The 25,323-nt window shown below is 34.0% G+C and carries 34 protein-coding genes and 1 riboswitch; of the genes, 27 read left to right on the top strand and 7 right to left on the bottom strand.

Translation table 11 applies throughout. The features are described from left to right. Window positions 1-102: 102 nt before the first annotated feature. Both ABID96_RS12865 and ABID96_RS12860 read left to right on the top strand, forming a co-directional pair. Complete coding sequence (locus tag ABID96_RS12865; RefSeq protein WP_192602386.1) at window positions 103-525, top strand: RrF2 family transcriptional regulator; 423 nt, start codon at window positions 103-105, stop codon at window positions 523-525. A 116-nt stretch (window positions 526-641) separates the two neighbouring features. Next, window positions 642-1,349 (top strand): nitroreductase family protein, encoded by a 708-nt coding sequence (locus tag ABID96_RS12860; RefSeq protein ID WP_087999240.1) that lies wholly within the window; start codon window positions 642-644, stop codon window positions 1,347-1,349. Between the two features lie 65 nt (window positions 1,350-1,414). On the opposite strand, the gene pdxK is transcribed toward ABID96_RS12860, so the two are convergent. After that, window positions 1,415-2,230 (bottom strand): pyridoxine/pyridoxal/pyridoxamine kinase, encoded by an 816-nt coding sequence (gene pdxK / locus ABID96_RS12855; protein ID WP_192602385.1) that lies wholly within the window; start codon window positions 2,228-2,230, stop codon window positions 1,415-1,417. Between the two features lie 233 nt (window positions 2,231-2,463). Further along, a riboswitch (Lysine riboswitch) is annotated at window positions 2,464-2,641 on the top strand. A gap of 198 nt (window positions 2,642-2,839) precedes the next feature. Between pdxK and ABID96_RS12850 the strand changes: the two genes are divergently transcribed. From ABID96_RS12850 to ABID96_RS12820, 7 genes are all read left to right on the top strand, one after another. Further along, window positions 2,840-4,288 (top strand): amino acid permease, encoded by a 1,449-nt coding sequence (locus ABID96_RS12850; protein WP_192602384.1) that lies wholly within the window; start codon window positions 2,840-2,842, stop codon window positions 4,286-4,288. Window positions 4,289-4,455: 167 nt separating this feature from the next. Continuing rightward, window positions 4,456-5,154, top strand: a complete 699-nt coding sequence (locus tag ABID96_RS12845; RefSeq protein WP_192602383.1) for an MBL fold metallo-hydrolase — start codon at window positions 4,456-4,458, stop codon at window positions 5,152-5,154. Then, window positions 5,155-5,712 (top strand): TetR/AcrR family transcriptional regulator, encoded by a 558-nt coding sequence (locus tag ABID96_RS12840; RefSeq protein WP_192602382.1) that lies wholly within the window; start codon window positions 5,155-5,157, stop codon window positions 5,710-5,712. A gap of 128 nt (window positions 5,713-5,840) precedes the next feature. Then, window positions 5,841-6,842, top strand: a complete 1,002-nt coding sequence (locus ABID96_RS12835; protein WP_192602381.1) for a zinc-dependent alcohol dehydrogenase family protein — start codon at window positions 5,841-5,843, stop codon at window positions 6,840-6,842. A gap of 155 nt (window positions 6,843-6,997) precedes the next feature. Beyond that, entirely contained in the window at window positions 6,998-7,861 is an 864-nt protein-coding gene (locus tag ABID96_RS12830) for a carbon-nitrogen hydrolase family protein (protein ID WP_192602380.1), read from the top strand. Between the two features lie 25 nt (window positions 7,862-7,886). Further along, window positions 7,887-8,558: a GNAT family N-acetyltransferase gene (locus ABID96_RS12825; RefSeq protein ID WP_192602379.1), complete on the top strand. Its 672-nt coding sequence runs from the start codon at window positions 7,887-7,889 to the stop codon at window positions 8,556-8,558. A 16-nt stretch (window positions 8,559-8,574) separates the two neighbouring features. Then, window positions 8,575-9,246: a GNAT family N-acetyltransferase gene (locus tag ABID96_RS12820; protein WP_192602378.1), complete on the top strand. Its 672-nt coding sequence runs from the start codon at window positions 8,575-8,577 to the stop codon at window positions 9,244-9,246. A gap of 89 nt (window positions 9,247-9,335) precedes the next feature. Here the strand turns inward: ABID96_RS12820 and ABID96_RS12815 are convergent, their stop codons facing one another. Next, window positions 9,336-9,527 (bottom strand): hypothetical protein, encoded by a 192-nt coding sequence (locus ABID96_RS12815; RefSeq protein ID WP_087999249.1) that lies wholly within the window; start codon window positions 9,525-9,527, stop codon window positions 9,336-9,338. Between the two features lie 159 nt (window positions 9,528-9,686). Here ABID96_RS12815 and ABID96_RS12810 point away from each other — a divergent pair, with 159 nt between their 5' ends. Continuing rightward, complete coding sequence (locus ABID96_RS12810; protein WP_192602377.1) at window positions 9,687-10,622, top strand: VanW family protein; 936 nt, start codon at window positions 9,687-9,689, stop codon at window positions 10,620-10,622. Between the two features lie 206 nt (window positions 10,623-10,828). Next, window positions 10,829-11,959, top strand: a complete 1,131-nt coding sequence (locus ABID96_RS12805) for a GerAB/ArcD/ProY family transporter (RefSeq protein ID WP_192602376.1) — start codon at window positions 10,829-10,831, stop codon at window positions 11,957-11,959. Window positions 11,960-12,022: 63 nt separating this feature from the next. On the opposite strand, the gene ABID96_RS12800 is transcribed toward ABID96_RS12805, so the two are convergent. The 3 genes from ABID96_RS12800 to ABID96_RS12790 form a co-directional block, all read right to left on the bottom strand. Next, window positions 12,023-12,406, bottom strand: a complete 384-nt coding sequence (locus ABID96_RS12800; protein ID WP_377896885.1) for a VOC family protein — start codon at window positions 12,404-12,406, stop codon at window positions 12,023-12,025. Between the two features lie 65 nt (window positions 12,407-12,471). Beyond that, a complete protein-coding gene (gene bshB2, locus ABID96_RS12795) occupies window positions 12,472-13,146 on the bottom strand; it encodes a bacillithiol biosynthesis deacetylase BshB2 (protein WP_087999252.1) in 675 nt (224 codons plus the stop codon). Window positions 13,147-13,162: 16 nt separating this feature from the next. After that, window positions 13,163-13,507: a YojF family protein gene (locus tag ABID96_RS12790; RefSeq protein WP_192602375.1), complete on the bottom strand. Its 345-nt coding sequence runs from the start codon at window positions 13,505-13,507 to the stop codon at window positions 13,163-13,165. A gap of 430 nt (window positions 13,508-13,937) precedes the next feature. On the opposite strand from ABID96_RS12790, the gene ABID96_RS12785 reads away from it, so the two are divergent. Then, a complete protein-coding gene (locus ABID96_RS12785; protein ID WP_192602374.1) occupies window positions 13,938-14,333 on the top strand; it encodes an FtsB family cell division protein in 396 nt (131 codons plus the stop codon). A gap of 248 nt (window positions 14,334-14,581) precedes the next feature. Then, window positions 14,582-14,899 carry a hypothetical protein gene (locus tag ABID96_RS12780; protein ID WP_192602373.1) on the top strand — a complete coding sequence of 106 codons (318 nt, stop codon included), beginning with the start codon at window positions 14,582-14,584 and terminating at the stop codon, window positions 14,897-14,899. Window positions 14,900-14,950: 51 nt separating this feature from the next. Here ABID96_RS12780 and tatC read toward each other — a convergent pair whose 3' ends face one another. Further along, entirely contained in the window at window positions 14,951-15,685 is a 735-nt protein-coding gene (tatC, locus tag ABID96_RS12775) for a twin-arginine translocase subunit TatC (protein ID WP_192602372.1), read from the bottom strand. 218 nt (window positions 15,686-15,903) lie between these two features. Here tatC and ABID96_RS12770 point away from each other — a divergent pair, with 218 nt between their 5' ends. The 3 genes from ABID96_RS12770 to ABID96_RS12760 all read left to right on the top strand — a co-directional run bounded on the left by ABID96_RS12770 (window position 15,904) and on the right by ABID96_RS12760 (window position 17,333). Beyond that, window positions 15,904-16,506, top strand: a complete 603-nt coding sequence (locus ABID96_RS12770) for a metal-dependent hydrolase (RefSeq protein WP_158093213.1) — start codon at window positions 15,904-15,906, stop codon at window positions 16,504-16,506. Window positions 16,507-16,582: 76 nt separating this feature from the next. Continuing rightward, entirely contained in the window at window positions 16,583-17,020 is a 438-nt protein-coding gene (locus tag ABID96_RS12765) for a hypothetical protein (RefSeq protein ID WP_192602371.1), read from the top strand. A gap of 16 nt (window positions 17,021-17,036) precedes the next feature. Beyond that, window positions 17,037-17,333: a DUF2653 family protein gene (locus ABID96_RS12760; RefSeq protein WP_192602370.1), complete on the top strand. Its 297-nt coding sequence runs from the start codon at window positions 17,037-17,039 to the stop codon at window positions 17,331-17,333. A gap of 57 nt (window positions 17,334-17,390) precedes the next feature. On the opposite strand, the gene ABID96_RS12755 is transcribed toward ABID96_RS12760, so the two are convergent. After that, entirely contained in the window at window positions 17,391-17,585 is a 195-nt protein-coding gene (locus tag ABID96_RS12755) for a YqzH family protein (protein ID WP_087999260.1), read from the bottom strand. Window positions 17,586-17,751: 166 nt separating this feature from the next. Here ABID96_RS12755 and ABID96_RS12750 point away from each other — a divergent pair, with 166 nt between their 5' ends. The 11 genes from ABID96_RS12750 (at window position 17,752) to ABID96_RS12700 (ending at window position 25,258) form a co-directional block, all read left to right on the top strand. Continuing rightward, window positions 17,752-19,014, top strand: a complete 1,263-nt coding sequence (locus tag ABID96_RS12750) for a Y-family DNA polymerase (protein ID WP_192602369.1) — start codon at window positions 17,752-17,754, stop codon at window positions 19,012-19,014. Between the two features lie 278 nt (window positions 19,015-19,292). Then, the gene (locus ABID96_RS12745; protein WP_192602368.1) at window positions 19,293-19,625 is read left to right on the top strand and encodes a YolD-like family protein; all 333 of its coding nucleotides are present in this window, start codon (window positions 19,293-19,295) and stop codon (window positions 19,623-19,625) included. 82 nt (window positions 19,626-19,707) lie between these two features. Continuing rightward, window positions 19,708-19,932, top strand: coding sequence for a DUF1659 domain-containing protein (locus ABID96_RS12740; RefSeq protein ID WP_192602367.1), 225 nt, complete (start codon window positions 19,708-19,710; stop codon window positions 19,930-19,932). A gap of 17 nt (window positions 19,933-19,949) precedes the next feature. Beyond that, window positions 19,950-20,165 carry a DUF2922 domain-containing protein gene (locus ABID96_RS12735; RefSeq protein ID WP_192602366.1) on the top strand — a complete coding sequence of 72 codons (216 nt, stop codon included), beginning with the start codon at window positions 19,950-19,952 and terminating at the stop codon, window positions 20,163-20,165. A 390-nt stretch (window positions 20,166-20,555) separates the two neighbouring features. Beyond that, window positions 20,556-21,389 carry a Cof-type HAD-IIB family hydrolase gene (locus tag ABID96_RS12730; RefSeq protein WP_192602365.1) on the top strand — a complete coding sequence of 278 codons (834 nt, stop codon included), beginning with the start codon at window positions 20,556-20,558 and terminating at the stop codon, window positions 21,387-21,389. 321 nt (window positions 21,390-21,710) lie between these two features. Then, window positions 21,711-21,893: a hypothetical protein gene (locus ABID96_RS12725; protein WP_192602364.1), complete on the top strand. Its 183-nt coding sequence runs from the start codon at window positions 21,711-21,713 to the stop codon at window positions 21,891-21,893. A gap of 244 nt (window positions 21,894-22,137) precedes the next feature. Then, the gene (locus tag ABID96_RS12720; RefSeq protein WP_192602363.1) at window positions 22,138-22,590 is read left to right on the top strand and encodes a BclA C-terminal domain-containing protein; all 453 of its coding nucleotides are present in this window, start codon (window positions 22,138-22,140) and stop codon (window positions 22,588-22,590) included. 161 nt (window positions 22,591-22,751) lie between these two features. Continuing rightward, a complete protein-coding gene (locus tag ABID96_RS12715) occupies window positions 22,752-23,246 on the top strand; it encodes a DinB family protein (RefSeq protein ID WP_192602362.1) in 495 nt (164 codons plus the stop codon). 347 nt (window positions 23,247-23,593) lie between these two features. Continuing rightward, the gene (locus ABID96_RS12710) at window positions 23,594-24,091 is read left to right on the top strand and encodes a GNAT family N-acetyltransferase (RefSeq protein WP_192602361.1); all 498 of its coding nucleotides are present in this window, start codon (window positions 23,594-23,596) and stop codon (window positions 24,089-24,091) included. A gap of 22 nt (window positions 24,092-24,113) precedes the next feature. Beyond that, complete coding sequence (locus ABID96_RS12705) at window positions 24,114-24,404, top strand: hypothetical protein (RefSeq protein ID WP_192602360.1); 291 nt, start codon at window positions 24,114-24,116, stop codon at window positions 24,402-24,404. 38 nt (window positions 24,405-24,442) lie between these two features. Next, the gene (locus tag ABID96_RS12700; protein WP_192602359.1) at window positions 24,443-25,258 is read left to right on the top strand and encodes a lipid II flippase Amj family protein; all 816 of its coding nucleotides are present in this window, start codon (window positions 24,443-24,445) and stop codon (window positions 25,256-25,258) included. Window positions 25,259-25,323: the final 65 nt, after the last annotated feature.

Here is a 25,323-nt window from a genome sequence, read left to right as displayed (position 1 = left end):
TTTAATTCATTTCAATTTTAATGCTTGTATTTGCTTTAGCTATCTGAAAGTAGGTTGTCTTTTTTCAAAAATCGTATAGACTAGTATTTGAGGTGAAAGCTTTTGAAAGACAAGGTTTCTAGTACGAAATGGTTTGGACTTGCTCTTCAGTCTTTACTTGTATTGGCAGAGCATGATGGAATTTGTCCAAGTTCTATGATGGCTCAAAAACTTGAAGCACAGTCGACCTTTTTAAGAAAAATTCTTGCCAATTTAGTAAAAGCTGGGATTATTTCAGCAAAAGAAGGGCGAGAGGGTGGTTATTACTTAGCTAGAGATGCAAGTGAAATTTCATTAAAAGATGTTTATGATGCAATGAGGTCTGATCCATATTCACAAGGATTTTTAGATGTGAATAGCCATGAATGCTTCACAGCTTCAACTCGTTCAGCTTTATATAATTTAAAAGATGAAATGGAAAGTTGGCTTGTAGAAGGTCTTGCAAAGAAGACTGTCGCTGATTTACTACCAAAAGAAATTAGATAAATAAAATCGAAACATTGTTTCGGTTTTATTTTTTTTGATAAACTGTAGTTGACTTTTATACAGTTAAAGTTTTATACTGTATCTGTAAATAATACAGTTTTGAAGGAGAGATTTAAATGACAAAAGTATCATCAGATAGAGAAGAGTATTTAAATAAAGTGAATGAAATAGATTTTGGAAATGAGGCTCCTAAACATCTAGATAGTTCTGATTTCTTTACAGTAGCAAAAGAAAGACGTTCAGTACGTCATTATGATCCAAATTTCAAACTAAGTGATGAAGAAGTTCGTGAACTATTAGAAATTGCAGTTCAAGCTCCATCTTCTTCAAACTTACAACCATGGAGATTTTTAGTTATTAATAAACAAGAAACGAAACAAAAATTACTTCCAATTGCTAATAATCAACAACAAATCGTTGATGCTTCAGTTGTTATTGCAGTTTTAGGTGATACAAAAGCATATGTAAATGCCGATCGAATTTATGATGAATTAGTTGAAAAAGGTATGATGACTCAAGAGGTTAAAGATTTTTACGTAGGCTCAATTGTTAAAAATTATGGTAATTTCCCAGAGGAAATCGCAACAAAAGTAGCGATGATTGATGGTGGATTAGTATCAATGCAGCTTATGCTTGCGGCAAAAGCAAAAGGTTTAGATACAGTACCAATGGGTGGCTTTGATCAAGCGAAATTTGTAGAAGCATTTAATGTACCTGAAAACTTCAAACCAGTTATGTTAATCTCTGTTGGTAAGGGAATCAAAGCTGGTTTTGAAAAAGTTCGTTTGACGCTAGACGAAGTTCTTACTTGGGATCAGTTTTAATTTCAAGTAAAGTAAAAAGAGCAGGGTAAAGGGATAGTCCTTAACCTGCTCTTTTCTTTTTTATTTTATTTTTCACCATGTAAACGATATGCCATATGGTTTGTTGGGCCTACATATTCATTTAATCTAAATGAGTGGCGAATTGCTTCAGTAATATACTTTTTAGCAGTATATATCGCTTCTCTAGGTTCTACTCCTTTAGCTAATTCTGCACAGATTGCTGCAGAATATGTACAACCAGCACCATGTGTATAAGTTGTTTTAATTCGGTCAGATTCTAAAAGTTCAATTTTTTCACCGTCAAATAAAACATCAACAGCGTTCTCATGTTGAATTTTGCTTCCACCTTTAACAAGTACGAATTTTGCGCCTAATGCATGAATCTTACGTGCTGCTTCTTCCATTTGTTCAACTGTTTTAATCGGAGCCATATTTGCTAATTGTGCTGCTTCAAATAAATTTGGTGTTACTACAGTTGATAAAGGGACTAATACATCTCTTAATGCATCATTTGTTTCAGGATGTAAAGCTTCGTCATTCCCTTTGCAAATCATTACCGGGTCAACTACTACACGATTTATATTATGTTTTTTTATTGTTTCAGCTGCTAATTCAATAACTTCCACAGATCCAAGCATTCCTGTTTTCATTGCCTGAATGCCTACACCAACAACGATTGTTTCTAATTGCGCTGCAATTGTACTTATATCAATCGGAAATACTTGATGGTGCCAATGATTATGTGGGTCCATTGCAACTAATGTAGTAATTGCACTCATTCCATAGACATTTCTCTCTTGGAATGTTTTTATGTCTGCCTGTAAACCTGCGCCACCACTACTATCTGATCCTGCAAGAGTTAATGCTTTATACACTGTCATATCAAAATTCCTCCTTTGTTCAAATACAATTTTCATTATAGCAAAAAGTACACTAAAAAACAGGAAGTAGCGCAGTTTGTAGATGGTAAACAAGAATCATAAATGGAATGGTAACAAGAATTCTAAAGGATTCTTCAATTGCTTCTGTAGAATTTTGTAGAAAATAATTGACAACTAGATTATTAGATTGGTATAGTGATTTTATAAAATTTAATTAAATATGATCTTTATCTCGTATGGATAGAGGCGCGGTTTTGATGAGTTATTACTTGGAGGTTTATGGAACCAAAGAAAAGTAATGAAAGGCGAAACTGCCGAAGTAACAAAGTTGCCATTCAATTTTGTTGCTGGGCCTATTGCTGAATAAGCGTAGGACTGTCACAAGTTTACTTGTGGAGGGCTATTGAAGAGATGTTGGCTGTTAGACGCATATAAACTGAGTCTTAAACACGTGAACATTCTTCACGTGTTTTTTTTGTGTTTTTTCTAGGAAATTCCAACATTACATAATGTAGGAATTTCTTGAGTAAAATACACAGCAAACAACACTTTTGCGCCCCAAATTCTGCGTAAAGATAGTATTGCAAGAATGAAGAGGAGGCAACAAAGATGGGACAATCAAATCTCCCGCAAAATGAAGGTTCTTTAAAAAGAGGACTTAAAGCAAGACACTTAACGATGATTTCAATTGGTGGCTCTATTGGGACAGGGTTATTTTTAGCAAGTGGCGCTTCAATAAGTGAAGCTGGTCCAGGTGGAGCTTTATTAGCTTATTGCTTAATTGGTATAATGGTGTATTTCTTAATGACAAGTTTAGGGGAAATGGCTACTTATCTTCCTGTATCAGGTTCTTTTAGTACGTATGCATCTCGCTATGTAGATCCAGCATTTGGATTTGCGATGGGTTGGAACTATTGGTATAACTGGGCAATCACATTAGCTTTTGAATTAGTTGCTTCAGCAATGTTAATGAAATATTGGTTCCCAAATTCTCCTGCTGTATTATGGAGTGCCATTTTCTTAGTGATTATTTTAGGTTTAAACCTATTATCAGTTAAAGGCTATGGTGAATCAGAATTTTGGTTTGCTTTAATTAAAGTCGTAACTGTTATTGTCTTTTTGGTAGTTGGTATTGCAATGATTTTTGGTATTTTAGGTGGAGATAGTGTTGGATTTAAAAACTTCACTGCTGGTGGAGCACCGTTCCATAATGGATTTTTAGGTGTGTTATCAATCTTCATCGTTGCTGGATTCTCATTCCAAGGTACAGAGTTGATTGGTGTTGCAGCTGGGGAAACTGAAAATCCAGAGAAAAATGTACCGAAAGCGATTCGACAAATTTTCTGGCGTATCCTTTTATTCTATGTATTAGCAATTTTTGTGATCGGTTTATTAATCCCTTATACTGACCCAGAGTTATTAAGAGGGGACGTTTCAGTAAGTCCATTTACTTTAGTTTTTGAAAAATTAGGTGTAGCTTTTGCAGCTTCTGTAATGAATGCAGTTATTTTAACTTCTGTATTATCAGCAGGGAATAGTGGTACGTATGCCTCTACTCGTATGTTATATACTTTAGCTATTGAAGGAAAAGCGCCAAAATTCTTAACAAAAATTAACAAAAATGGTGTTCCAACAAATGCTTTATATGTAACGCTTGCAGTTGGTTCATTAGCATGCTTAACGTCATTCTTTGGTGAAGGTCAAGTATATACTTGGTTATTAAACTTATCAGGTTTATCAGGATTTATTGCTTGGTTAGGTATTGCGATTTCACATTATCGTTTCCGTAAAGCATATGTTGTTCAAGGAAAAGATTTAAATGATTTACCATATCGTGCAAAATGGTTCCCACTAGGTCCGATTCTAGCATTTTTAGCTTGTTTATTTATCGTACTAGCTCAAAACTATCAAGCGTTCACTGGCAATGTAATTGACTGGCAAGGTGTGCTTGTTTCATACATTGGTATACCAGTATTCTTAATTGTTTGGTTAGGCTATAAATTTAAATATAAAACAAAAGTAGTTGCTTATAATGAAATGGATTTAAGCAGAAAATAAATTGTAACCCTTCCATCTTGGTGGAGGGGTTTTTTGTTTGCGATTAAGCTAGTTTAAGCTTCTATTTTGATTTGATTGGAAATATATTGAAATTAGGTGTTTACAAAAACTAATGGCATTAGTATTATAAAACTAATACCATTAGTTTTTATTTAGGAGGAATTGTGATGAAGGTTACTAAATCTAATTTTCTTTATCAAATCAGTTTTTTACCTAATTTATTCCCTGTAAATTGTTTTTTAGTTGAAGAAGAAAATGAACTTACTTTAATTGATACTGCTTTATCATTCAGTGCGGATAAAATCATTTCTGTTTCGAATGAACTTGGGAAAAAAATTACAAACATTATACTGACTCATGCTCATGGGGATCATATTGGTTCATTAGATCGTTTAAAATCTATGATGCCTGATGTTATTGTATCAATTTCTAAAAGAGATGCGAAATTATTAAAGGGTGATGTTACTTTAGAGCCAAATGAACCTGATTTGCCTATAAGAGGTGGAGTACCTAAAAATATTCAAACCACACCTGATCGATATTTACAAGAAGGTGATACAATTGGGTCATTATTAGCAATTGAAACACCTGGCCATACACCTGGTTCGATGTCGTTTTTAGATCAACGTACAAACGCTGTGATTGCAGGAGATGCATTTACATTAAGAGGTGGTATTGCAATTTCAGGGCAATTAAACCTATTATTTCCATTTCCTGCATGGGCAACGTGGAGCAAAGAGGATGCAATCAAAAGTGCTCGTAAAATAAGTCAATTGAAACCAACATTATTGGCAGTTGGTCATGGATCAATGTTAAAAAATCCACAAGAAGCAATTGATCATGCATTAAATAAAGGAGATTCGTGAATGTCACCTAGAATTGGTTTAAATTTTAATGAATTACTGAAAACCGCTATTCAAATCGTAGACAATGAAGGTTGGGATGTCTTAACGATTAGCTATTTAGCTAAGAAATTAACGATTCAGCCCCCTTCAATTTATAATCATGTGAAAAATTTAGATGAACTGAAAAATAGTATTGCACTTTATGGTATCCAGCAGCTTTATGAGCAGCTTCACTCTTCGATTTGTGATCAATCCAAGGAGGCAATTTTTTCTTTAGCGTTTGCATATATACATTTTGCTCGAAAGCACCCTGGATTATATCAATCAACTCTGTCATCAACTCACACTGTCGGTGATCAATACACTGTAGTTGCAACTCAAATTTTAGAGTTGATTTTTGAAGTTCTCAAACCATATGATGTAAATGAAATTGATCAAATCCATATTGTCAGAGGGCTAAGAAGTATTCTTCATGGATTTGTTTCACTTGAAGATCATGACGGCTTCGGTATAAACATTCCGATAGACGAGAGTATTAGATTTGTATTGAAACATTATATGAAAAATATTGAATCTTAAAATAAGTAAAAGAACCTTTTAAAAATGAAAGGTTTTTTTGTCTTTGTTTTCTGGGTTTCTAATTTATTGAATAAACAAAATATATGTTAAAATATAGAAAAATTCGCTTTGAGAAAGAAGGAGTATACATGAACACAATGGTTATTCATCAGTATGGAAATAGTTCTGAATTTCAAAAAATAGATGTTCCTTACCCGTTTCCTAAAGGAAATCAAGTTCTTGTTAAGATTGCTGCAACTAGTGTGAATCCGATTGATACGAAAATTCGAAAAGGTGTTGTTCAAAACGCATTTCAACCTAATTTTCCAATGATTCTACATAGTGATTTTTCTGGTGAAATTGTAGAAATTGGTGAGACTGTTTCACGTTTTTCAGTTGGAGATCTAGTATACGGGTTTAATGCATCAGGCGGAGCCTTATCAGATTACTTATTAGTCGATGAGTCAATTTTGGCAAAAGCACCTAATAATATACAAATTCAAGATGCTGCTAGCTTACCTTTGACTTCAATTACAGCATGGGAGGCTTTAGTTGATAGAGGGAATATAAAAGCAGGGGACCACATTTTAATTCATGGAGGCACAGGTGGAGTTGGACATGTAGCGATACAAATAGCTAAATCCTTAGGTGCCACTGTTTCTACTACTGTTTCCTCTAATGAAAAAGCAGCATTAGTCAAATCGCTCGGAGCAGATCACGTCATAAACTATAAAGATGAGCCGGTCTTAGCCTACGTTGAGCGTCTGACGAATGGTAAAGGCTTTGATGTTGTTTTTGATACTGTGGGTACTGATAATCTGGATAAATCTTTTCAAGCTGTTAAACCAAAAGGGACGGTTTTAGCGATCGCTGCTCGCTCTACTCATGATTTAACGCCATTTCATAGTAAATCCTTATCATTACATGTTATTTTTATCATGCTCACTCAAAAAACACAGGAAGGGCGTAAAGAACATGGTGCGATTTTACATAAAATAGCTAATCTTGTAGAGTCCGAAAAAGTAAGGCCACTTATAAATCCACAGCGTTTTACATTTGAAGAAATAAGTGCAGCTCATCAATATTTTGAAAACAAAGAAGTTGAATATGGAAAGGTAATTGTTGAAAATCAAAGGTTCAATGCAGAATAAAATATACTTGTTATCCTATAGTAATTAATTATTTATCTTTTCGTAAACTCCGTATGCTATGATAGTTTTAGCATAGGAGTTTTTTGCTCATTTAGTTAAATTATCAAATAAGGTTTATACAATATATATAATTGACATTGGGAAGAGGGGATTGTATGCAATTAAGAGTTTCAGCTGTTCAATATCATCTCCACACAATCAATTCTTTTGAAGAATTTGCAAATCAAGTGGAGCATTATATAAAAACAGCGGAAGAATTTGGTTCGGATTTTATTGTTTTTCCTGAATTTTTTACAACTCAGCTTATGTCGATTGGCAATGACAAAGGTGAAGCATTAACGATTCAAGAATTGCCTAACTTTACTGAGCAATACCGTGCATTATTTATAAAATTTGCTGAGCAATACAAGATGCACATTGTTGCAGGAACTCATGTAATTCGCAAAGGCGATCGATTATACAATGTTGCTCATCTATTTTATCCGGATGGACGAGTTGCAGAACAGGCTAAACTTCACATTACACCAACTGAAGTGAATGAGTGGAACATGAGCCCTGGTGAAACATTTGAAGTATTTGAGACTGAAAAAGGAAAAATTGCGATGTTAACTTGTTATGACATTGAATTTCCAGAAATCGTTCGAATGGCAAAGGCAAAAGGTGCAGATGTAATCTTCTGTCCTTCATGCACTGATGATCGTCATGGCTTTCATCGAGTTCGTTACACAAGTCATGCTAGAGCAATCGAAAATCAAGTCTATGTTGTAAATACTGGTACTGTTGGTTCACTTCCAACTGTTGATTTCATGCGAGCTAATTTTGGCCAGGCAGTGGTCATCACGCCAAATGATATTCCATTCCCTCCAAAAGGTATTTTGGTGGAAGGGGAGATTAATCAAGATATGATTGTTACAGCGGATTTGAATTTAGAGCTTTTATATCAAGTTCGTGAAAAGGGCTCTGTGACTACATGGCGTGATCGCCGAATTGATCTTTACCCAGATTGGGAAACAAATTAAGTCATTCGCATTTGGGGGTTTTAATATGTATCGAAAAGAATTCTTTGTTTTCGACCAAGACAAACCGGTCCCTGTCGTAATTCGTCAATATGTAGAAAAGGACTTTCCTGACTTAATTCGAATCCAACAGGAAAGCTTTCCGCCTCCATTTCCATCTGAGCTTTTGTGGAATGAAGAGCAGCTTACTAATCACGTGACTCTTTTTCCACAAGGAGCATTATGTATTGAAGTGAACGGCAAAATGGCAGGTTCAATGACTGGATTACTTGTGAATTTTGATTCGAATCATCCAAATCACACCTGGGACGAGATGACAGATAGTGGATATATTCGTAACCATAACCCGAGTGGAAATACTCTGTATGTTGTTGATATTGGAGTTAGACCAATCTACCGTAAATTAGGTTTAGGCAAGTGGTTGATGTTTTCAATGTATGATATTGTGGTTCATTTGCGCTTGGAACGACTGCTCGGGGGAGGACGAATGCCAGGATATCATAAAGTTGCAAAAGAATTGTCTCCCGAGCAGTATTTGGATGCTGTTATTAATGGAGAATTAAAAGATCCAGTTATCTCCTTTTTACTTCGCTGCGGTCGTACGCCAGTTAAAGTAGTAGCAGATTACTTAGAGGATGAAGAATCGTGTCATTACGGTACGTTAATGGAATGGAAAAATCCATTTGTGAATTCAATTTAAGATGGGAGGTCATGTAATGGAATTTAGTAGAATTGTGAATATCAAAGATCCGTTATTTTCACAAATGCATCAATTAATGCAAGATGTATTTCCCCCTGAAGAAGTACTTGAATTTGATCTTTGGAAGGAACCTTTGGAGGACCCAGGTATTCGTGTTTTTGTTGCTGTTCACGAAGGAAAAGTAGTGGGGGCTACAGAGTATCGTTATTACGAGGATTTTAATGTTGCTATGACAGATTTTACAATCATTGGCCAAGCTGGTTTGGGTGTTGGGCCGTTTTTGGCAAAAAAAAGATTAGAAGATTTGCATGCATTAGCTACTGCAAATGGTAAAAAATTATCAGGTATGTTTGCTGAAATCTATGATCCATATCGTGTAGATCATTATGAGTTTGGCGGAGTTAAGCCGATGGATCCATATGTACGTCGTGAAGTGTTGGCTCACCTTGGCTATAAGCGTCTTAATTTCTCATATGTTCATCCTTCTTGGCACAATGATGGTGAGGCTATTACAGGTTTAGATCTTTGCTTCGTTCCGATGGACGGCGATATTTATGAGCTACCTACGGATTTAATTGTGAAATTCTTAAAACGTTATTATACTGTTTTACCAAATAAGCCTGAATCATGGTTTACAATGATTGAAAACTTAGAAGCTAAAGAAAAAGTGGAGTTATTATACTTTTAATTTTGGAAATAAAAAGCTTGCCGATAAAGTCCCTGTGATTAGACTAGTCGATAAGCTTTTTTTATGCTTTTTTCTCATTAAACTTATGTTTAATCTTCTCTTGCACTATCCTCTGCAATCACACGTAGTTCTTGATAGAAAAGATCATGGTTATGATTGCTTTCTTCATTTTCTGTTTGTTTGTATTTGTCTACAATTTCCAAGAGTTCACCAGTATCTCCTTTGGCATTAATAATTTCTAACAGTTGATTCATGTCATTTGTATACTCATCTTTTTTCATTACAGTACCTCCATTTTTTAAGGTTCGCCATTATTCTTTACTAGCTTCATGAAAAAAACACACTGATCATAGCTTATTTGATCGTTTCTTATTTAAAAAGAGAGAATCACATTAAAGTATAACCTCTTGTTCATACTAATATTGGGAGGTATGCCATTTATGATCCGTACTTGGATAGCTAGTTTCTTTTTATTAACTCAACCTGTTCATCTTCCAGACAGTTTAACGATTAATCAACAAGGACAACCCATTGCCATCGTTAGCCGTGAGAACTTTAACGTACCTATTCCTGGTATTCCAACGATTGATGAAAATAAATATAATCAATTTATCGACAAACTTGATCAGCAAATTTATCAGGAACCGATTAATGCTAAAATTAATGAACAGGGAAGTATTGTACCTGGGCAGGTAGGGTACAGACTTTATAAAAAGGAGTTTAAAGAGCAGTTTCACTCTTATTTTTATGGAAGTGGCCCTGCAAAGATCGAAGTGCCTGAGTTAGACATTTATCCGAAAGTTGACAGTGAGTTACTTGCTCATATACGAATACAACAGATTGGTCAGTACGTGACTTATTTCAATCCAAACAATAAAAGCCGTTTAAACAATATCTCACTTGCGGCAAAAGCAATTGATAATCATGTTGTTTTCCCAAATGAGATTTTTTCATTTAATCAGGTTGTGGGAAAGAGAAGCAGAGATAAAGGGTACTTGAGTGCTGCCATTATCGTTAAAGGGGAATTATCTGAAGGAGTTGGAGGAGGTATTTGTCAGGTGTCTTCAACATTGTTCAATGCTGTTGATCGTGCTGGACTACAAATTGTGGAGCGGTATTCGCATAGTAGGCATGTCTCATATGTTCCACCTGGACGTGATGCTACTGTAAGCTGGTATGGACCTGACTTTCGCTTCCAAAACAAATATAATCAACCGATTTTGATTCGAGCTAAGCAATATGGAGGTAGTATTGTTGTTACGCTTCACTCTTCAGATGTCATTAATTACGAAATTCGAAAAGTACCTAAAGCTCCATCGCGTTTACCTAAGGAAATTAATACAAAACCTGAAATACCTAGTTTCAATTCACATTAAAATATGTGAAGACCGTCTTGTGAATAATTTTATACAGTTCTTTTCTGAATGAATACGAGTTGCTACGGCAGCTTGTTTTTTTTACAGGAAGAAATCTTTTGAAACTTTAAATTAAACACATGATATGGGAATTTTAGGTAAACATAAAATGGAACGTATTCAGTTTGAATTTGTCACTTATGACAGTTAAAAAAGTAGGTAAGTAGATGAATCGAAAAACAACGATTAGTGGTTTTCAATTTTTTTGTATGATTTTTTTGTTTGAAGTTGGAACTTCATCATTATATGGGCTTGCGAGTGATGCGAAGCAAGATGCTTGGATTAGTTTACTGCTTGGTTCACTTTTTGGCTGTATCTTGTTTTATGTGTATATAAAATTATATGAATTGTTTCCTCAACAAACGTTTACGAAAGTTACTCAAGAGATATTAGGTGAGTATGCTGGTAAATTAGTAGCAGTAGTTTATATGATCTATTTTATCTATATAGCTGCTAGGGATTTACGCGATTTTGAAGAATTATTAGTCATTACAATTTTTAATGCATCTTCGTTAATTTTAATTGGTATTTTAATGATGTTTATTGTCATGTACGGAGCTCATAAAGGATTAGAAACGTTTGCACGTGCAAATGAATTCATTTTTTTTCTTATCTCTATTATTATTTTGATTATTGTAGGCTTTGAGAGTATTGCTAAAATCTATCAGATCAATAATTTAAGACCCGTTTTAGAAAATGGTTGGAAGCCAGTCATTAAAGCAACTTTCCCACTTACTACGACATTTCCTTTTGGTGAAGTGATCGTATTTACGATGATTATGCCACATTTAAATAAAACAAATAAGGCATTAAAAGTAGGGATTCCAGCATTAATTTTTTCGGGTATGGTATTAATCTTTTTTACACTTAAAGACATTATGATTTTAGGAGTTTCTGGTTATGAAAGAGCTACTTTTCCACTTTTAACTGCAATTAGTTATATTAATATTGCCAATTTTGTTCAAAGAATGGATCCTCTTATTGTTATTATCATGGTGATCGGTGGTTTTGTTAAAATTTTTCTTTTTTTCTATTGTGCAGTGACGAGCTCTGCTGAACTTTTTAAAGTAAAGAAAAGTAGCGATGTTGTTTATCCAATTAGTTTCCTTGTTGTGATTAGTTCTTTATGGATGGCACCAAATGTTCTACATCACTTTAAAGAAGGCTTAGAAATTGTTCCTTATTACATGCATATACCATTTCAAATGATTATTCCGACGGTTCTGTTAATCATTGCTTTAATACAAAAGAAAACAAAAGTAAAAAACGAAATGGAAGGAGCCAAGAGTGAACCATAAAAAAGGATAGAAATCGCAGAGTATATGTCTGCTTTTCTATCCTTTTTCTGTCTATTTGATGGATTATGAATCCATTGAACTGCAAATTTCGATATAATGTCCATCCGGATCGCCCACATAAGCAACTGTTTGACCCCAAGGCTTTGTAATTGGTTCTTTTATTATTTTTACACCTTTGACGCGTAGTGCTTCTATTGTAGCGACAACATCCTCAGTTACAAAACCAATTTCAAATGTTTGCGAAGATTCAGGTGTACTGTTATAAGTTAATCCAGTCAATTCCTGTACGTTGTCACGCTCGATTAATGCTAGAATTGTATGCCCTGTGTCTAATTCTACATATGTACCGTGATTCCCACGAACAGGGAAGCCTAATGATTCTGTGTAGAAAGTAAGGGATTTTTCTAGATTTGAAACATATAAAATTAAGTATCTCATTTTTAACATTTGTTTACCTCCAGAATGGTTACTAAATCTCTCACTACTTCTACAGATAACTGAGTTAAACCTTCTTATTCAAAGTGATAAGTGTAGAATGATTCTTTTGCAAAAAACATTTTTAATCGATCGTCTGCAATATCTTCAAATTTTTCAATTGTTGTAATGTCTTTTAACATGGCTTCTGTTTGTGAACGGTGAGCCTTCATTGTTCGAAGTTTTTGACTAGCAACATTCATAATATCATTAACAATGTCAGGTTTGCCTAGTACATCAAAACGCTCTTTGGTGATTGCGATACACCATACAACTGGTCTTTCATCTGAAGCCATTCTGTTAACTGCTTCAATTGCTGCTCTTGCAGTAGCATCATGATCGGGATGAACACCGTGTTCTGGATAAAAAGTGATCATTAATGTAGGCTGCACATCATCAATCACTTCTTTAATTGCAGATACAACTATTTCTGGATCCTCGAATTCAATTGTTTTGTCGTGAAATCCTAGCATTCTTAAATCTTGGATACCCATTTCATTACAAGCGTCTATTAATTCTTTTTTACGAATTTTAGGAAGGGTTTCTCTAGTTGCAAAAAATGGAGTCCCCATGTTGCGTCCCATTTCTCCAAGTGTTAAACAAGCATATGTAACTTGAATTCCTTTGTTTGTAAATTGTGAAATCGTTCCAGCTGCTCCAAATGCTTCATCATCGGGATGAGGGAACACGATTAATACTTTTTCTTCTTTCATTAGTAGTGCTCCTCTCTTAAAATGGTGTGTGACTTAATTGTAGTGCAATTGCTAGTTTACCTTCTTCATTATGGCCTGCTAGTAGAAGGCGGTTTTCATCATCAATTTCAAAATCGGTTAAGCCTTCAGCAACTACCCAACCCTCATCTAACTTTAATCCAACTCTATAAGGATTTTTTCCTGTTACAGTTGCACGGCTGATATTTACTTTTGTATTTCGAATAAATGCATTTACTGTCATGACTTTCTCGTTAAAGTGATTAGCATAAGCACCATTAGTTGTTTCTAAATGTAAATAAACTGTTTGATCTATAAAGTTTTGAAGTGCATCTTGTACTGCACTTAGTTCTAATTTTTGCATCGTTCATACCTCCTATAATGTGTATTATAATCGAACTCTTCTAAAAATGGTAATGAGATGGTTTCGACAATTGGAAACATAAAAAGATCCCTATCAAATTGGGTGATAGGGATTGGGGGGATGTGTATAACATGATTACTAAAATTTAACTGTTTAAATTTTCAGTTAATTTAAATTAAATATACACGATATAAAAATCCTCGTCAATAACTTTAGTTAAAGTTTTTAAAATATTCTAAAAATAAAAAAGAGACTTTACATTTTTGTAATTTATGCCGATTAAATGTATGTGCAATAACTCGACAAAATAACGGTACTTTAGTGATAAAAATACATTTTTTTACTTAATTTACCTTTTTTCTCTTTTCTATTAGTTTATTAATTGGTACACTAGACTAGAATAATATTTTTGAAAGTGAGGTAGTTATACGTGAAGGCAGAAGCGCGAAAATTATATAGTCAACAAAGAGAAGTAATGAACAAGCCTTCTCGTAATCAATTTCCACAGGTTCAAAAAGGGAAATCAATTCGACTACATAGACTTGTATTAGCTCTATTATACTTGTCTTTATTTGTTGTAGCTGGAATTTATTGGTTTAGTCAACATCAAATCGTTTCAGCAAAACAAACTGAATTACATAATCTACAAGAAGAACAGAAAAAATTAGCAGTTACGGAAAAAGCACTTGATCGACAAATCAAACTGTTAAATAACCCAGACTATATAGCAAACTATGCTCGTGATGAGTATATGTTCTCTAAAAAAGGGGAAACAATTATCATCGTACCAAAGTCAAAAGAAGAACTTGAACAAAATAATAAATAGTATGTATTTTAAAGATTCTCATTCGTATGGGAATCTTTTTCTATTTCTATTATAGAACGATTGTTCTGTAAATGCAAGTATAAAGTAGAATATACGAATGTGTATTCGTGAATAGGCAAATTATTCCTATTTTCTTACAAATGTCCTTTTTTTGATTCTAATATCCTATGATTTCTACAAAAATTTCACTATTCTGAAAAATGTATCTTTGTTATAATTTAAATAAGCTTAAAATAAGGAGGATTAACATGTTGAAAAAGTTCATTTATGTATTTGCTATTTTAATTGTACAACTGATTTTGACGTTCCTTGTTAGTGTTCTTTCGGATTCATCTCCTGGTAATTCTGCTATTATGATAGGATTCGCAACGACAATCTTCCTTTATTGGAGAAGCGCAAAAAAACAAAGTTATACACCTTTCCAACAATATCAGTGGTTACGTGCTGTGGGCTTAGAATTAAATGAATTACATAAAGATTTTAAAAGAAAGTTAGCAATTAAAGCTTCGCTAATGTATAGTTTCTCTGGTTTAGTCGTTACGTTGTATTCGTCTCAAATCTTTTAAAAGGTTAGTATAAAAAAAATGGACAAGCATCTTACAATGCTGTCCATTTTTTTATTGCTCATCTTGTACTAATTGCTCACGTTTCATACGTCTTCTATATGCAAAAGTAGAGACGATGATACTACATTCATAAATAATTAGTAAAGGGATGCTTGTCATCATGTCTGATACAAAATCAGGGGGTGAGATTGTTGTCCCGATAATAATTAAAATAAAGTATGCAAATCTTCGTGATTTACGTAAAAATGCTGGTGTTATGATTCCGATACTTGTTAAAAAGAGAATAATAACCGGTAAATCGAAGAAAAATGCAAATGGTATCACTAAATTAAATAAAAAGCTAAAATATCGCTCTGCTGTAAAAGTAACAGTTACGAGTTCAGAACCTATTTCTGTTAAAAATGCTAAAACATTTGGAAAGATAAAGTAATATCCAAAGGCCATGCCACAAATGAATAAAATAAACAGTGCAGGTATGTATAGCATTGTTGTTTTTTGTTCTTTTATATGTAATGCAGGTTTGACGAATGCCCATAATTGGTATGCAATGACTGGAATGCTACACGCTATAGCGAATACGCCTCCAATCATAAAATAAATCCAAAGGACATCACTAGGACCTAATGCCAATAGCTTTTCATTCAGGCCTCTTACTAGAAAATGAAAAATATCTTTTGTAAAATATAATCCAATTCCTAAAAATAAAACGAATGAAACAATTACTTTTATTATTCGACTTCGAAGTTCATCTAAATGATCAATGACACTCATTTCTTTTTCTTGCATATTTTCCCCCAACGCAAACTGTGAAAGTATTTTATGATAACATCTTAGTTTCCTTCATTTTGTCAGAAAAAAGTTCAATCGTCAATGAATATAAGGGACTTTTAAGAATCAAGTAATTTCCAACTTTTTCTTATATAGTAATAGGCATTCTATTCTTGTCCGACTATAATGAGTTATATGAACATTTATATTTGTTAAGACAAGGAAGGTATGTAATATTGGATGGAAAAAGTCATGTAATTGTAGGATTATTCGCAACAGGAGTAACAATGTATGCAACAAACAATGATGCAATGACCGTTCCACTTATTGTTGGTGCAATCAGTAGTTTGGCTCCAGATTTAGATCATCATAATGGTTCATTAACGAAGAAAGTTTCTACACCGCTTAAGATTTTATTTAGCTTTTTATTTTTAGCAGTTTCTTTATTTATCATCATGAAAACGGGGAAGTTGATTTATTCTGGATCATGGATATATGGTGTAGGAATATTAGTTCTATTTTTGTTTTGTATTAGTTGGCTACGGAATTTAAAAACGATTTTAATGTTGACTGGCTTATTAATATCATTTATAGGTTGGTTTGCTTTTTATGGAAATTGGTCAATCATTGCACTTGGGCTCTTTATTGCTATCTCTTCAAGGTTAAAGCACCGTGGTCCAACCCATTCACTTTACTTTTTAGCGATTTGGAGTGGTATTTGTTTTTTTATTCAAAAAGACCTACAAATTGATGGCCTTTGGTTGGCAGGGACAGTCGGGTATTTTTCTCATCTTCTAGCTGACCAACTGTTTACAAAACAGAGTATAAAGTGGCTCTAGTTTCTTCTTTCTTACATTTTTTTATTGAAAATATCCATACTAAAAAGGATGTTGATAATGAAAGAAGGGGCATAATTTGAAGAAAACAAATCTTTGGTATATTGCGTTTACTATGGTTCTGATTTTAACTTTTTCAGTTCCAGTTAATGCAAACACTCATTTTCACAATCAGCAAACTGTGAAGGTTTCTACAAAAACGAGTTTCTCTAGTAAGCAATCATCGATGCAATATGCAGCAAGAAGATCTTATCGCTCAAATAGAAGCTATCGTCCAACTGCTCCTAGATCTAATTACCGTACCCCTAGAAGTACGGGTAGGAACTTTTTAGGATATGCTGGTGCTTTTGGAATTGGATCGCTATTTGGTTCGATGATGCATCCATTTGGTGGTTATTATGGTGGACAACAATTTGGATTTTCATTTTTTAGTCTTTTAATTGATATTTTAATTATCGTTGCCATTATTTGGTTTGTTAAAAAAATCTTTCGAAGAGGAAACAGAGATCATTATTAATGAACTGAGGTGACTGATGAAAATCTATCTAAATGAACAAGACGTGGCAAATGCAATTTGTGTATTTGTTGCTGATTTAGAACGAATTCACCCTGAAGAAGTGCAAATTGAATTTTTGTTCAATGAAGGCGAAGGTGTAAGTTGTCTAGTGAAAATGTATAACCGGAGCTTCAATTACGGTGAACAACAAATGTCAGATGCCATCGGTTTTTTTCTTGATGAAGTACATCGATTTTCTTCTCACTCAATGGAAATTATCATTCATTTTCATGAAGATGAAGGAATCACAAGCGAAGTATCATTTACATACTAATAAACCCGAGAGGAACGAATTGTTCTATCTCGGGTTTTTCTATTTTTAAGCTAGATGTTAGGCATAATTTGTTACGTATTCGTAAACAATATCTTGTACTAATTCATGTAACGAACGTTCGCTTTTTTCTTGCTCGGCTAAAATTTGTTTGTACAGTTCATCTAGCATATCATTTGTAATCCACTCTTCATGTTCTCCCCCATATTGTGTTAATGCTCGCTTTATCATTAGCTTTACAAACTGTCCATCCACTTACATCGTTCCTTCCCCCCGAGTTAGTTTAAGTATATCCAAATTTTTCATTACTTCATAGAGAAAAAATTAATTGAAATAGAACGTATATTCGTTTAATATATGTTTATAATAAAAATAAGAACATGAGTTCTGCTATTTTTTGGAAGAATTGGGAGTGATATGTATGAGCGTTTGTTATGAAGAGTTACCACATCATCGTATATTATGCATCGATATGAAAAGCTTTTATGCAAGTTGTTCTGCGGTCATGCTCGAATTAGATCCATTAACATGTTACTTAGCAGTTGTTGGAGATGTTGAAAGAGAAGGAAGTATTGTATTAGCAGCTTCACCGCAATTAAAAAAAGAGTTTGGTATTAAAACAGGTTCACGAGTGTTTGAAATTCCAAAAGATCCGCGGATTAAAATTGTTAATCCATCAATGGCAAAGTATTTGGAAATATCAACAAACATTGTGAAGTTATTAAATGAATATGTGCCATTAGAGGATTTACATGTATATAGTGTTGACGAATGTTTTTTAAAGGTTGATGGCGTGAAGAAATTATGGGGCGACGCATGGGAAATTGCTGAAAAAATTCAAGCTGACATTTTAGCTCGTTTTAAATTACCATGTTCAATTGGGATTGGCCCTAATATGTTAATGTCAAAGCTCTGTCTTGACTTAGAAGGGAAAAAGAAAGGCATTGCAGAGTGGACATATGAAGATGTAGAAAAAAAACTATGGGAGGTTAGTCCGCTTAGTGAGATGTGGGGGATTGGTCGAAAAATTGAACGCACCCTTAATTCAATGGGCATTTTTACAGTAGGACAGCTAGCGAAATACCCACTTCACCTGCTTGAAAAAAAGTTTGGTGTGATGGGAAACCAACTATATCATCATGCATGGGGAGTGGATCTCTCTGAGCTTGGTGCGCCAATTATGAATGGTCAGATTAGTTTTGGAAAAAGCCAAATATTGATGAGAGACTATACAAAAGTAGAAGAAATTAAATTTGTTATTCGTGAAATGTGTGAAGAAGTAGCGCGACGTACGCGCAATGCTAAAAAGGCAGGCAGAACAATTACACTAGGAATCGGATATAGTCGCGAGGAGTTTGGAGGAGGCTTCTCTCATGCATTTACGATGGATGAACCAACAAATATCACATCGGACTTGTATGAAGTTTGTATGAGACTTTTCGATCAATATTACGAAGGAAAAACTGTGCGACAAGTACTTATTACTCTGTCTAATATTGTCAGTGATGAATTGATGCAACTAAATTTATTTGATCAGAAAAAGCCCCAAAAACGAAATCTAGGCTACGTGATGGATGCAGTAAGAAAAAAATACGGCTCCAATGCACTTCTATGGGCAGTTTCCTACGCAGAAGGCGGCACCGCACTTGCTAGAAGTAAGCTAGTAGGAGGACATAAAGGGTAACAAGAAAAGTGGAGGCGACTGCTCAGCTCCGACAAGCGTAAGACGAATCCCAATGAAAGTGCTTTTTACTTTCAATGGGATTTGGCTTACGACCTCGAGGAGCTAGGAGGCGGAACTAGACAGAAAGAAAAGTGGAGGCAAATAGCCTTGCCCGACAAGCATAAATCCCAATGTTCGTTACTTGGACTGCTAACTAGCTAGAACGACATCGAGATATAGAAGGCGTGATGAATACCAAAACGTTACTAAGAAAGATAGATAAAAGGAGAAGATTTTAAATGATTCGTGACCGAGGTACGATCAAATGGACGTCAATGATGTTACCTGAACATGTAAAGATGCTTCGCGACTGGAAAGTGTCACAAAACTATGAACAGCAAAGAGATGTGGATGAGCAGTTATTAGAAGAGATGAATCGCCATCTTCAGCAAGCTGTTTTTGAAGATGAAAATGTACAGATTACGTATTATAAAGATCACCATCATCATTTCGTGAGTGGAAAAGTAGGGAAAATTAATTTACACCAAAATAGACTTTCTATATACGAAGAACAAGCAGGTTATATGGAACTAATATTAAGTGATATTGTTGATGTAAAGATTGGAACGTGAAGACCCAAATCATAAATATTGTTTATGTTAGCGAAAAATAACTCCCTTATTTTTATATATACAACGAAAGGGGGAGTTGGAAATGGCGCAAATCGCTACTCAACAACTAACATTGTATGTAAATTTACATGCAGGAAAAGATGCAGAGGGGAAAGACATCATTAAGAAAAAGGTATACAAGAATGTGAAGGTCGGTGTGGATTTAGAGAAGCTAATCCTGATTGGTAATGCACTGGCATCACTTCAAGATTTACCTGTAGCAGAATTGGAAGTATTAAGTAACGGGGTGCTTTTAAACAATATATAGAAATGGGGAGATGGAAAATGATCCAAACATTAGAGTTAAAATTTTTAAATGAACAAGAGAAAATTGTTACATTAACTGTCGATAATCCTACGATTCCAGTTAATCCAGCACTAATTAAGCAAGTAATGGATAAAATTGTAGCAAATAATGTTTTTACCTCAACTGGTGGAACTGTTGTAGCAGTACAAAGTGCTCGCCTTATTGGTAAAGAAGTAATCAATATTGATCTTTAAAAAAATGAAGCGTCCGAACGCTTCAAAATCTGAATTGAAAATGTAAAAAATGGAAGCAACAAGACAGACTGAAACCTCCTTGCAAATGCAGGAGGTTTTAGTTTGTGACAAAGTATAAAAACTAGAGATTCAGACTGATTGAAAACGCTTGTCTTTCGAGGCTCAGGAGCCGGATGAGGAGCGGAGTTACCTTTAACGGTAATGAGCACCGCGAACAGGCGAAGCAACGAAGAAAGCGAGCGTTTGTCAACAGTTTGAAACCTCCTTGCAAATGCAGGAGGTTTTTTTATGCGTTATAATAAGAATGTATGAATAAATATGTTTTTACTAGTAATTAGTGAATACTTAGGCTTAAGATAGTAATAGAATAGTAGAAAAGGAGCGAACGACATGGCATTGATTGCAATTGATATGGATGGCACGCTTGTAAATGGTCAGAATGGAATACCAAAGGAAAACGTAGAAAGCATTCGAGCTGCACAAAAGGAAGGAATCCATGTTGTCATTTCTACAGGTAGAATGTACGAAAGTGCAAAAGAAACTTTGGATGAAGCAGGTTTAACTTGTCCGATTGTTTGTTTAAATGGATCTCAAATTTATGACAATGAAGCCAATATTTTGCATAATGATTCAATGGATAAAGTAGTATTTGCAAAGACTTTGGCAATTTGTGAAGAGGAAAATAAGACATTTATTATCAGTACAAGTGAAGGTTCTTTTACTAAATGTAGAGATACTTTATATGAAGAGTTTTTTACGAATAAGGAAACTGGAAAAGTTCATAAAGTAACGGCTACTTTAAGAAAGGTTCGTAATTATACATCGGTAGAGGATTTTAAAAATCTTGATGTATATAAGATATTATTTCTTTCGAATGATCCAGAAGTCATTAATAGAATTCGACTAAGACTTATGCAAGAAGAGAATTTATTAATTACTTCTTCGCATTCAAATAATGTTGAGATTAATGCAGCAAATGTAAGCAAAGGAGCTGCATTGTTAAAACTGGCACCGATTTTAGGTGTAGATTTAAAAGAAAGTATGGCAATTGGAGATAGCTTTAATGATGTATCGATGTTTAATCGTGTAGGTTTTCCAGTAGCAATGGGGAATGCAAAAGAGGAGCTTCAGCGCCAATGTGCATTTGTGACAAAAACAAATGATGAAGCAGGAGTAGCACATGCTATTTATCATTTCTTAAGTCAAAAACAAAAACAAAACTAAATAAAGTGTGAAAGCCTTATCCATTAACGGATAAGGTTTTTTGCGTTTAAAAAGACCTTTAAAATTTTTCGAAATCTGTGAGAAAAGATTTACCCATTCCTGAATTTGACAGGAAGGAGGTGAAATCGATTGGTTAAAAAACTAGTAAAGGGAAATCTCCCTAGTTATAGAAAATAATAGGTAGACATAGAAAAAGAACAGACTAACAATAACTTGGAGGATAGAATCACAGGTTGCGTTAGAGCATTCTGTTGGTAGTAGTAGTAAGAGAAGATGCACAGTAGTTAGGTTATAGAACCAATTTAAAGGAGAGTGGAATCAATGCATTCAATCATTGGCTTTTTACCAATATACTTTCTTATTTTTTATATTGGAATACCGGTAGCTATTGTCTACTTTTTTTATAAGAAATATGAACGTTTAGCGAAAAAAAGGAATATTGAATTAGAAAAACAAACAGAAGCACTAGAAAGAATCGCTAGTATCATGGAAAGGTCTACATAAACCTTTTTGTCTAATATCAAGTGCATGAAGTATTATGCATGATTAGTATAATATCCTAAAATCCTTAGTCTTCCAAGAACTAAGGATTTTTAATTTCCATGTAAATATTGACTAAATTCATAAGAAAATAGTAACGAAAGTGAAAGTAAATCATATTAATAGATTATAGGAAATATAGACAAGCTTTAAGGACGTTATTTTCAGGTGGAGGATCAATGTCTAATATAATGAATAAGGTGATAGTATGGATTTTGGAAGACATCCAAAACCGCATAGACCAACACCACCAGGTCTAGGTGGAAGACATTTTGCACATATTACAAATAGTGGTGGAGTAATTGCAGTATTGAATGAAGGAACAGACGTTACATTCTCATCTTTCCAAAATATTGGAGAGGAAATCACGATCAATGAGGCAAATGATAGATTAACAATCGAACACCCAGGAAATTATTTTATTATTTATTCAGTAAATACAACTACGGAAACAACGCTTTCTACTAGATTACTAGTCAATCGTCGACCTGTAGATGCTACGACAATCACGCCTGTCATCGGTCGAACACAGTATAATAATCAAATTATATTACCATTAGAAACAGGGGATACGATTTCTCTTCAATTGTTTGGAATTGTAGGATTGGCGACTTTAGCAACAGGAGCAGGAGCTACGCTTACAATATATAAAATTCATTAATATAGTAAGCCAAGATAGGGTATCTAGGATTCAAAAATGCATTACTGATCATTATGAGGTAGTGCATTTTTTATTGTGGACAAGATAAAATCAAAAGAGGGTAATCATAAAGTATAACGAAATAGATAGATGAAGAAATATGTTTGGAAAAGGAGAAATGAATGAGTAAAAAAGAATTGTTATTAGATCAGTTAACTATCTGTAGAAATGACGAAAGCTGGATTAAGCCTTTAAGTATAGCATTAGAAGGCTTACATAAAGAAGATATAGTTTGGAAGCAATCAGAAAAAATGCATTCAATCCTTGAAATAGTAAATCATTTACATTTTTATAATGAAAGATGGTTAAAGCGATTTAAAGGAGACTTACCAACAGAAATTGTTGAGCGAAATGCAGATACATTTTTTGATATTGATCATGTTACAGAGGAAAGCTGGAAAACGCTTGTTAAAAAGTTAGATGAAGGATTGGCAAGCTGGCAGCAAGTAATAGAGGAAACAACTGAATCAAAACTCCATGAGCATATCCCGACATTTCCAGAAGATGCAATTTGGTGGCAAGCAATTTCCAATCTTTGTACCCATAATACATACCATATTGGACAAATCATCTATATTCGAAAAGCACAAGGATCATGGCATATTGTAGAAGATTAAAACAGAAGAACCACTCTTCAAACTTCACGCCTCGAAACACAAGCGTTTTCAATTAGTCTAATAATCTAATTTTTTGTAACTTTGTCTACACACTGGAACACCTATTATGGTGTTTTTTTTTGTGATAACGAGTGTTAAAGAAATTAATTGGAGAAAGCTTGAGCCTTTTGAAGGGAAGTAGGTAAAAATGAATCGTGGGAGCTCACTGCACACTTCACGAAAAAGTGAGCCGAGTATACAACGATCTTTCTATTAAAAATTAAGAAAACAGCCTCCGAAAAAATGAAAAAATAACTTGAAAATGGTGGTATAATATTCCATATATAAAAGCATTGGAAGTGTGGAACATGCAAATTAGGGAAGTAACACCAAATGATGCAGAGAAGTTTTTAAACTTACTATTGGAAGTTGAAAGCAATGCAGATTATATGTTGTTTGAAGCCGGTGAAAGAAAAACTACAGTGGAGAAACAACGCCAGCAGCTAGAAATGATCGTAAAACAAAAGAATGCAACGATTCTTTTAGCAGAAGAAAAAGGCAAATTAATTGGGTATTTAATAACAATTGGTGGCACAACAAAAAGGAAAAAACATACTGCATATGTAGTAATTGGAGTATTAGATGGACATAAAGGGAAAGGAATTGGAACTGCATTATTTGAACAACTAGATGAATGGGCGTTTATACATGACATCGTAAGATTAGAGCTGACAGTTGTTACACAAAATGAAGTAGGAGTAAATTTATATAAAAAAATGGGTTTTGAAGTTGAAGGAATGAAAAGAAAATCCCTTTTAGTTAAAAATCAATTTTTAGACGAATTTTATATGGCTAAAATACGATAAACACAACAGGTTGGTGCAGAAGATGAGGTTTATATTAGAAATCATTAGAATCATAGCTATTTTCACTATATTAGGAGCGCTATTTAGTGGGATCTTACAAGTAATTTATACGAATTTAAATGTATCGATCAGCAATCAAAATGGATGGGTCATCGGTGTTAGTATTTTTCTTTTACTATTTGTATTGTATCGAAATAAAATACAATTTTCTGGTTGGTATAATGGGAAGAAAATGGATAAGCTTTCGAAAAAAACTACACGTTTATTAGTGATTCTATCATGTTGTTTACTGATATTACCATTCATACATTAAAATACGACTGTAAAAGTTGATGAAAAGAAGTGAAGTTCATGGGAATGATAACGGGAAATGTAATCATGATTTCTTTGTTCATCTTAATTATACATAGTATCGAAACGCTTGCTTATTCAGTCAGACTTTCTGGGGCAAGAGTTAAACTGATCGCGTCTGCTTTATCATTATTTAATACGATGGTAATTGTTTCACGGATGTCAAACATGATCCAACAACCATTTACTGGAGGATTAGTAGATCGTGCGAGAAACAGTCATCAATTAGAATTGATAGACGATCAAATAAGAGTATTAATCGGGGCATCAACTGTTGGGACAATCATTGGTATACTACTGATGCCAACATTTGTAGCTTTATTCTCCCGAGCAATTATTGAATTAAGTAATGAGCGGGGATCTATTTTAACTGTCCTAAAAAAATCATTTACGATTGATATGTTTAAACGAAGCTTTAAGCACTTTCGAATGCCTAGATTATCATATTTAAAGGAAATTGATTTAAAAGAAATACCATATAAGTTGTTTTTGATTAATTTAATCGTCACAGCAATTTATACGATTGGTGTGTTATCTGCCTTATATGCATCTGTATTAGCTCCTGAAAGAACGACAAGTACAACTATGGCGTCAGGTTTGATCAATGGAATAGCGACGATATTATTAGCACTTTTAATTGATCCGAAAATTTCAGTTTTAGCAGATGATGTTGTAAATAATAGAGGCAGTTATGCAAAATTAAAAGGAATTTCAATCATGATGGTTTCTTCTAGATTATTTGGAACAATATTTGCTCAAGTGCTATTTATCCCTGGGGCGAAGTATATTGCTTGGGTTACACAATTCATGACATGAGAAAAAACTTGCGATATTCATTTAGTTGAATCGCTTTTTTTATTTATCTTGTCTATAAAATTCTA

Origin of the sequence: Gottfriedia sp. OAE603 (assembly GCF_040543965.1) — a bacterium.
Taxonomy (GTDB): Bacteria; Bacillota; Bacilli; order Bacillales; family Bacillaceae_G; genus Gottfriedia; species Gottfriedia solisilvae.
The sequence above is the reverse complement of the archived record's forward strand: the minus strand, read 5'-3'. Positions and strand labels throughout refer to the sequence as shown.

Excerpts from the sequence above, each read along its gene's own strand:
- ABID96_RS12860 (WP_087999240.1), top strand. The coding sequence starts at position 642 with ATGACAAAAGTATCATCAGATAGAGAAGAGTATTTAAATAAAGTGAAT.
- pdxK (WP_192602385.1), bottom strand. The coding sequence starts at position 2,230 with ATGACAGTGTATAAAGCATTAACTCTTGCAGGATCAGATAGTAGTGGT.
- ABID96_RS12850 (WP_192602384.1), top strand. The coding sequence starts at position 2,840 with ATGGGACAATCAAATCTCCCGCAAAATGAAGGTTCTTTAAAAAGAGGA.
- ABID96_RS12845 (WP_192602383.1), top strand. The coding sequence starts at position 4,456 with ATGAAGGTTACTAAATCTAATTTTCTTTATCAAATCAGTTTTTTACCT.
- ABID96_RS12840 (WP_192602382.1), top strand. The coding sequence starts at position 5,155 with ATGTCACCTAGAATTGGTTTAAATTTTAATGAATTACTGAAAACCGCT.
- ABID96_RS12835 (WP_192602381.1), top strand. The coding sequence starts at position 5,841 with ATGAACACAATGGTTATTCATCAGTATGGAAATAGTTCTGAATTTCAA.
- ABID96_RS12830 (WP_192602380.1), top strand. The coding sequence starts at position 6,998 with ATGCAATTAAGAGTTTCAGCTGTTCAATATCATCTCCACACAATCAAT.
- ABID96_RS12825 (WP_192602379.1), top strand. The coding sequence starts at position 7,887 with ATGTATCGAAAAGAATTCTTTGTTTTCGACCAAGACAAACCGGTCCCT.
- ABID96_RS12820 (WP_192602378.1), top strand. The coding sequence starts at position 8,575 with ATGGAATTTAGTAGAATTGTGAATATCAAAGATCCGTTATTTTCACAA.
- ABID96_RS12815 (WP_087999249.1), bottom strand. The coding sequence starts at position 9,527 with ATGAAAAAAGATGAGTATACAAATGACATGAATCAACTGTTAGAAATT.
- ABID96_RS12810 (WP_192602377.1), top strand. The coding sequence starts at position 9,687 with ATGATCCGTACTTGGATAGCTAGTTTCTTTTTATTAACTCAACCTGTT.
- ABID96_RS12805 (WP_192602376.1), top strand. The coding sequence starts at position 10,829 with ATGAATCGAAAAACAACGATTAGTGGTTTTCAATTTTTTTGTATGATT.
- ABID96_RS12800 (WP_377896885.1), bottom strand. The coding sequence starts at position 12,406 with ATGTTAAAAATGAGATACTTAATTTTATATGTTTCAAATCTAGAAAAA.
- bshB2 (WP_087999252.1), bottom strand. The coding sequence starts at position 13,146 with ATGAAAGAAGAAAAAGTATTAATCGTGTTCCCTCATCCCGATGATGAA.
- ABID96_RS12790 (WP_192602375.1), bottom strand. The coding sequence starts at position 13,507 with ATGCAAAAATTAGAACTAAGTGCAGTACAAGATGCACTTCAAAACTTT.
- ABID96_RS12780 (WP_192602373.1), top strand. The coding sequence starts at position 14,582 with ATGTTGAAAAAGTTCATTTATGTATTTGCTATTTTAATTGTACAACTG.
- tatC (WP_192602372.1), bottom strand. The coding sequence starts at position 15,685 with ATGCAAGAAAAAGAAATGAGTGTCATTGATCATTTAGATGAACTTCGA.
- ABID96_RS12760 (WP_192602370.1), top strand. The coding sequence starts at position 17,037 with ATGAAAATCTATCTAAATGAACAAGACGTGGCAAATGCAATTTGTGTA.
- ABID96_RS12750 (WP_192602369.1), top strand. The coding sequence starts at position 17,752 with ATGAGCGTTTGTTATGAAGAGTTACCACATCATCGTATATTATGCATC.
- ABID96_RS12745 (WP_192602368.1), top strand. The coding sequence starts at position 19,293 with ATGATTCGTGACCGAGGTACGATCAAATGGACGTCAATGATGTTACCT.
- ABID96_RS12740 (WP_192602367.1), top strand. The coding sequence starts at position 19,708 with ATGGCGCAAATCGCTACTCAACAACTAACATTGTATGTAAATTTACAT.
- ABID96_RS12735 (WP_192602366.1), top strand. The coding sequence starts at position 19,950 with ATGATCCAAACATTAGAGTTAAAATTTTTAAATGAACAAGAGAAAATT.
- ABID96_RS12730 (WP_192602365.1), top strand. The coding sequence starts at position 20,556 with ATGGCATTGATTGCAATTGATATGGATGGCACGCTTGTAAATGGTCAG.
- ABID96_RS12725 (WP_192602364.1), top strand. The coding sequence starts at position 21,711 with ATGCATTCAATCATTGGCTTTTTACCAATATACTTTCTTATTTTTTAT.
- ABID96_RS12720 (WP_192602363.1), top strand. The coding sequence starts at position 22,138 with ATGGATTTTGGAAGACATCCAAAACCGCATAGACCAACACCACCAGGT.
- ABID96_RS12715 (WP_192602362.1), top strand. The coding sequence starts at position 22,752 with ATGAGTAAAAAAGAATTGTTATTAGATCAGTTAACTATCTGTAGAAAT.
- ABID96_RS12710 (WP_192602361.1), top strand. The coding sequence starts at position 23,594 with ATGCAAATTAGGGAAGTAACACCAAATGATGCAGAGAAGTTTTTAAAC.
- ABID96_RS12705 (WP_192602360.1), top strand. The coding sequence starts at position 24,114 with ATGAGGTTTATATTAGAAATCATTAGAATCATAGCTATTTTCACTATA.
- ABID96_RS12700 (WP_192602359.1), top strand. The coding sequence starts at position 24,443 with ATGGGAATGATAACGGGAAATGTAATCATGATTTCTTTGTTCATCTTA.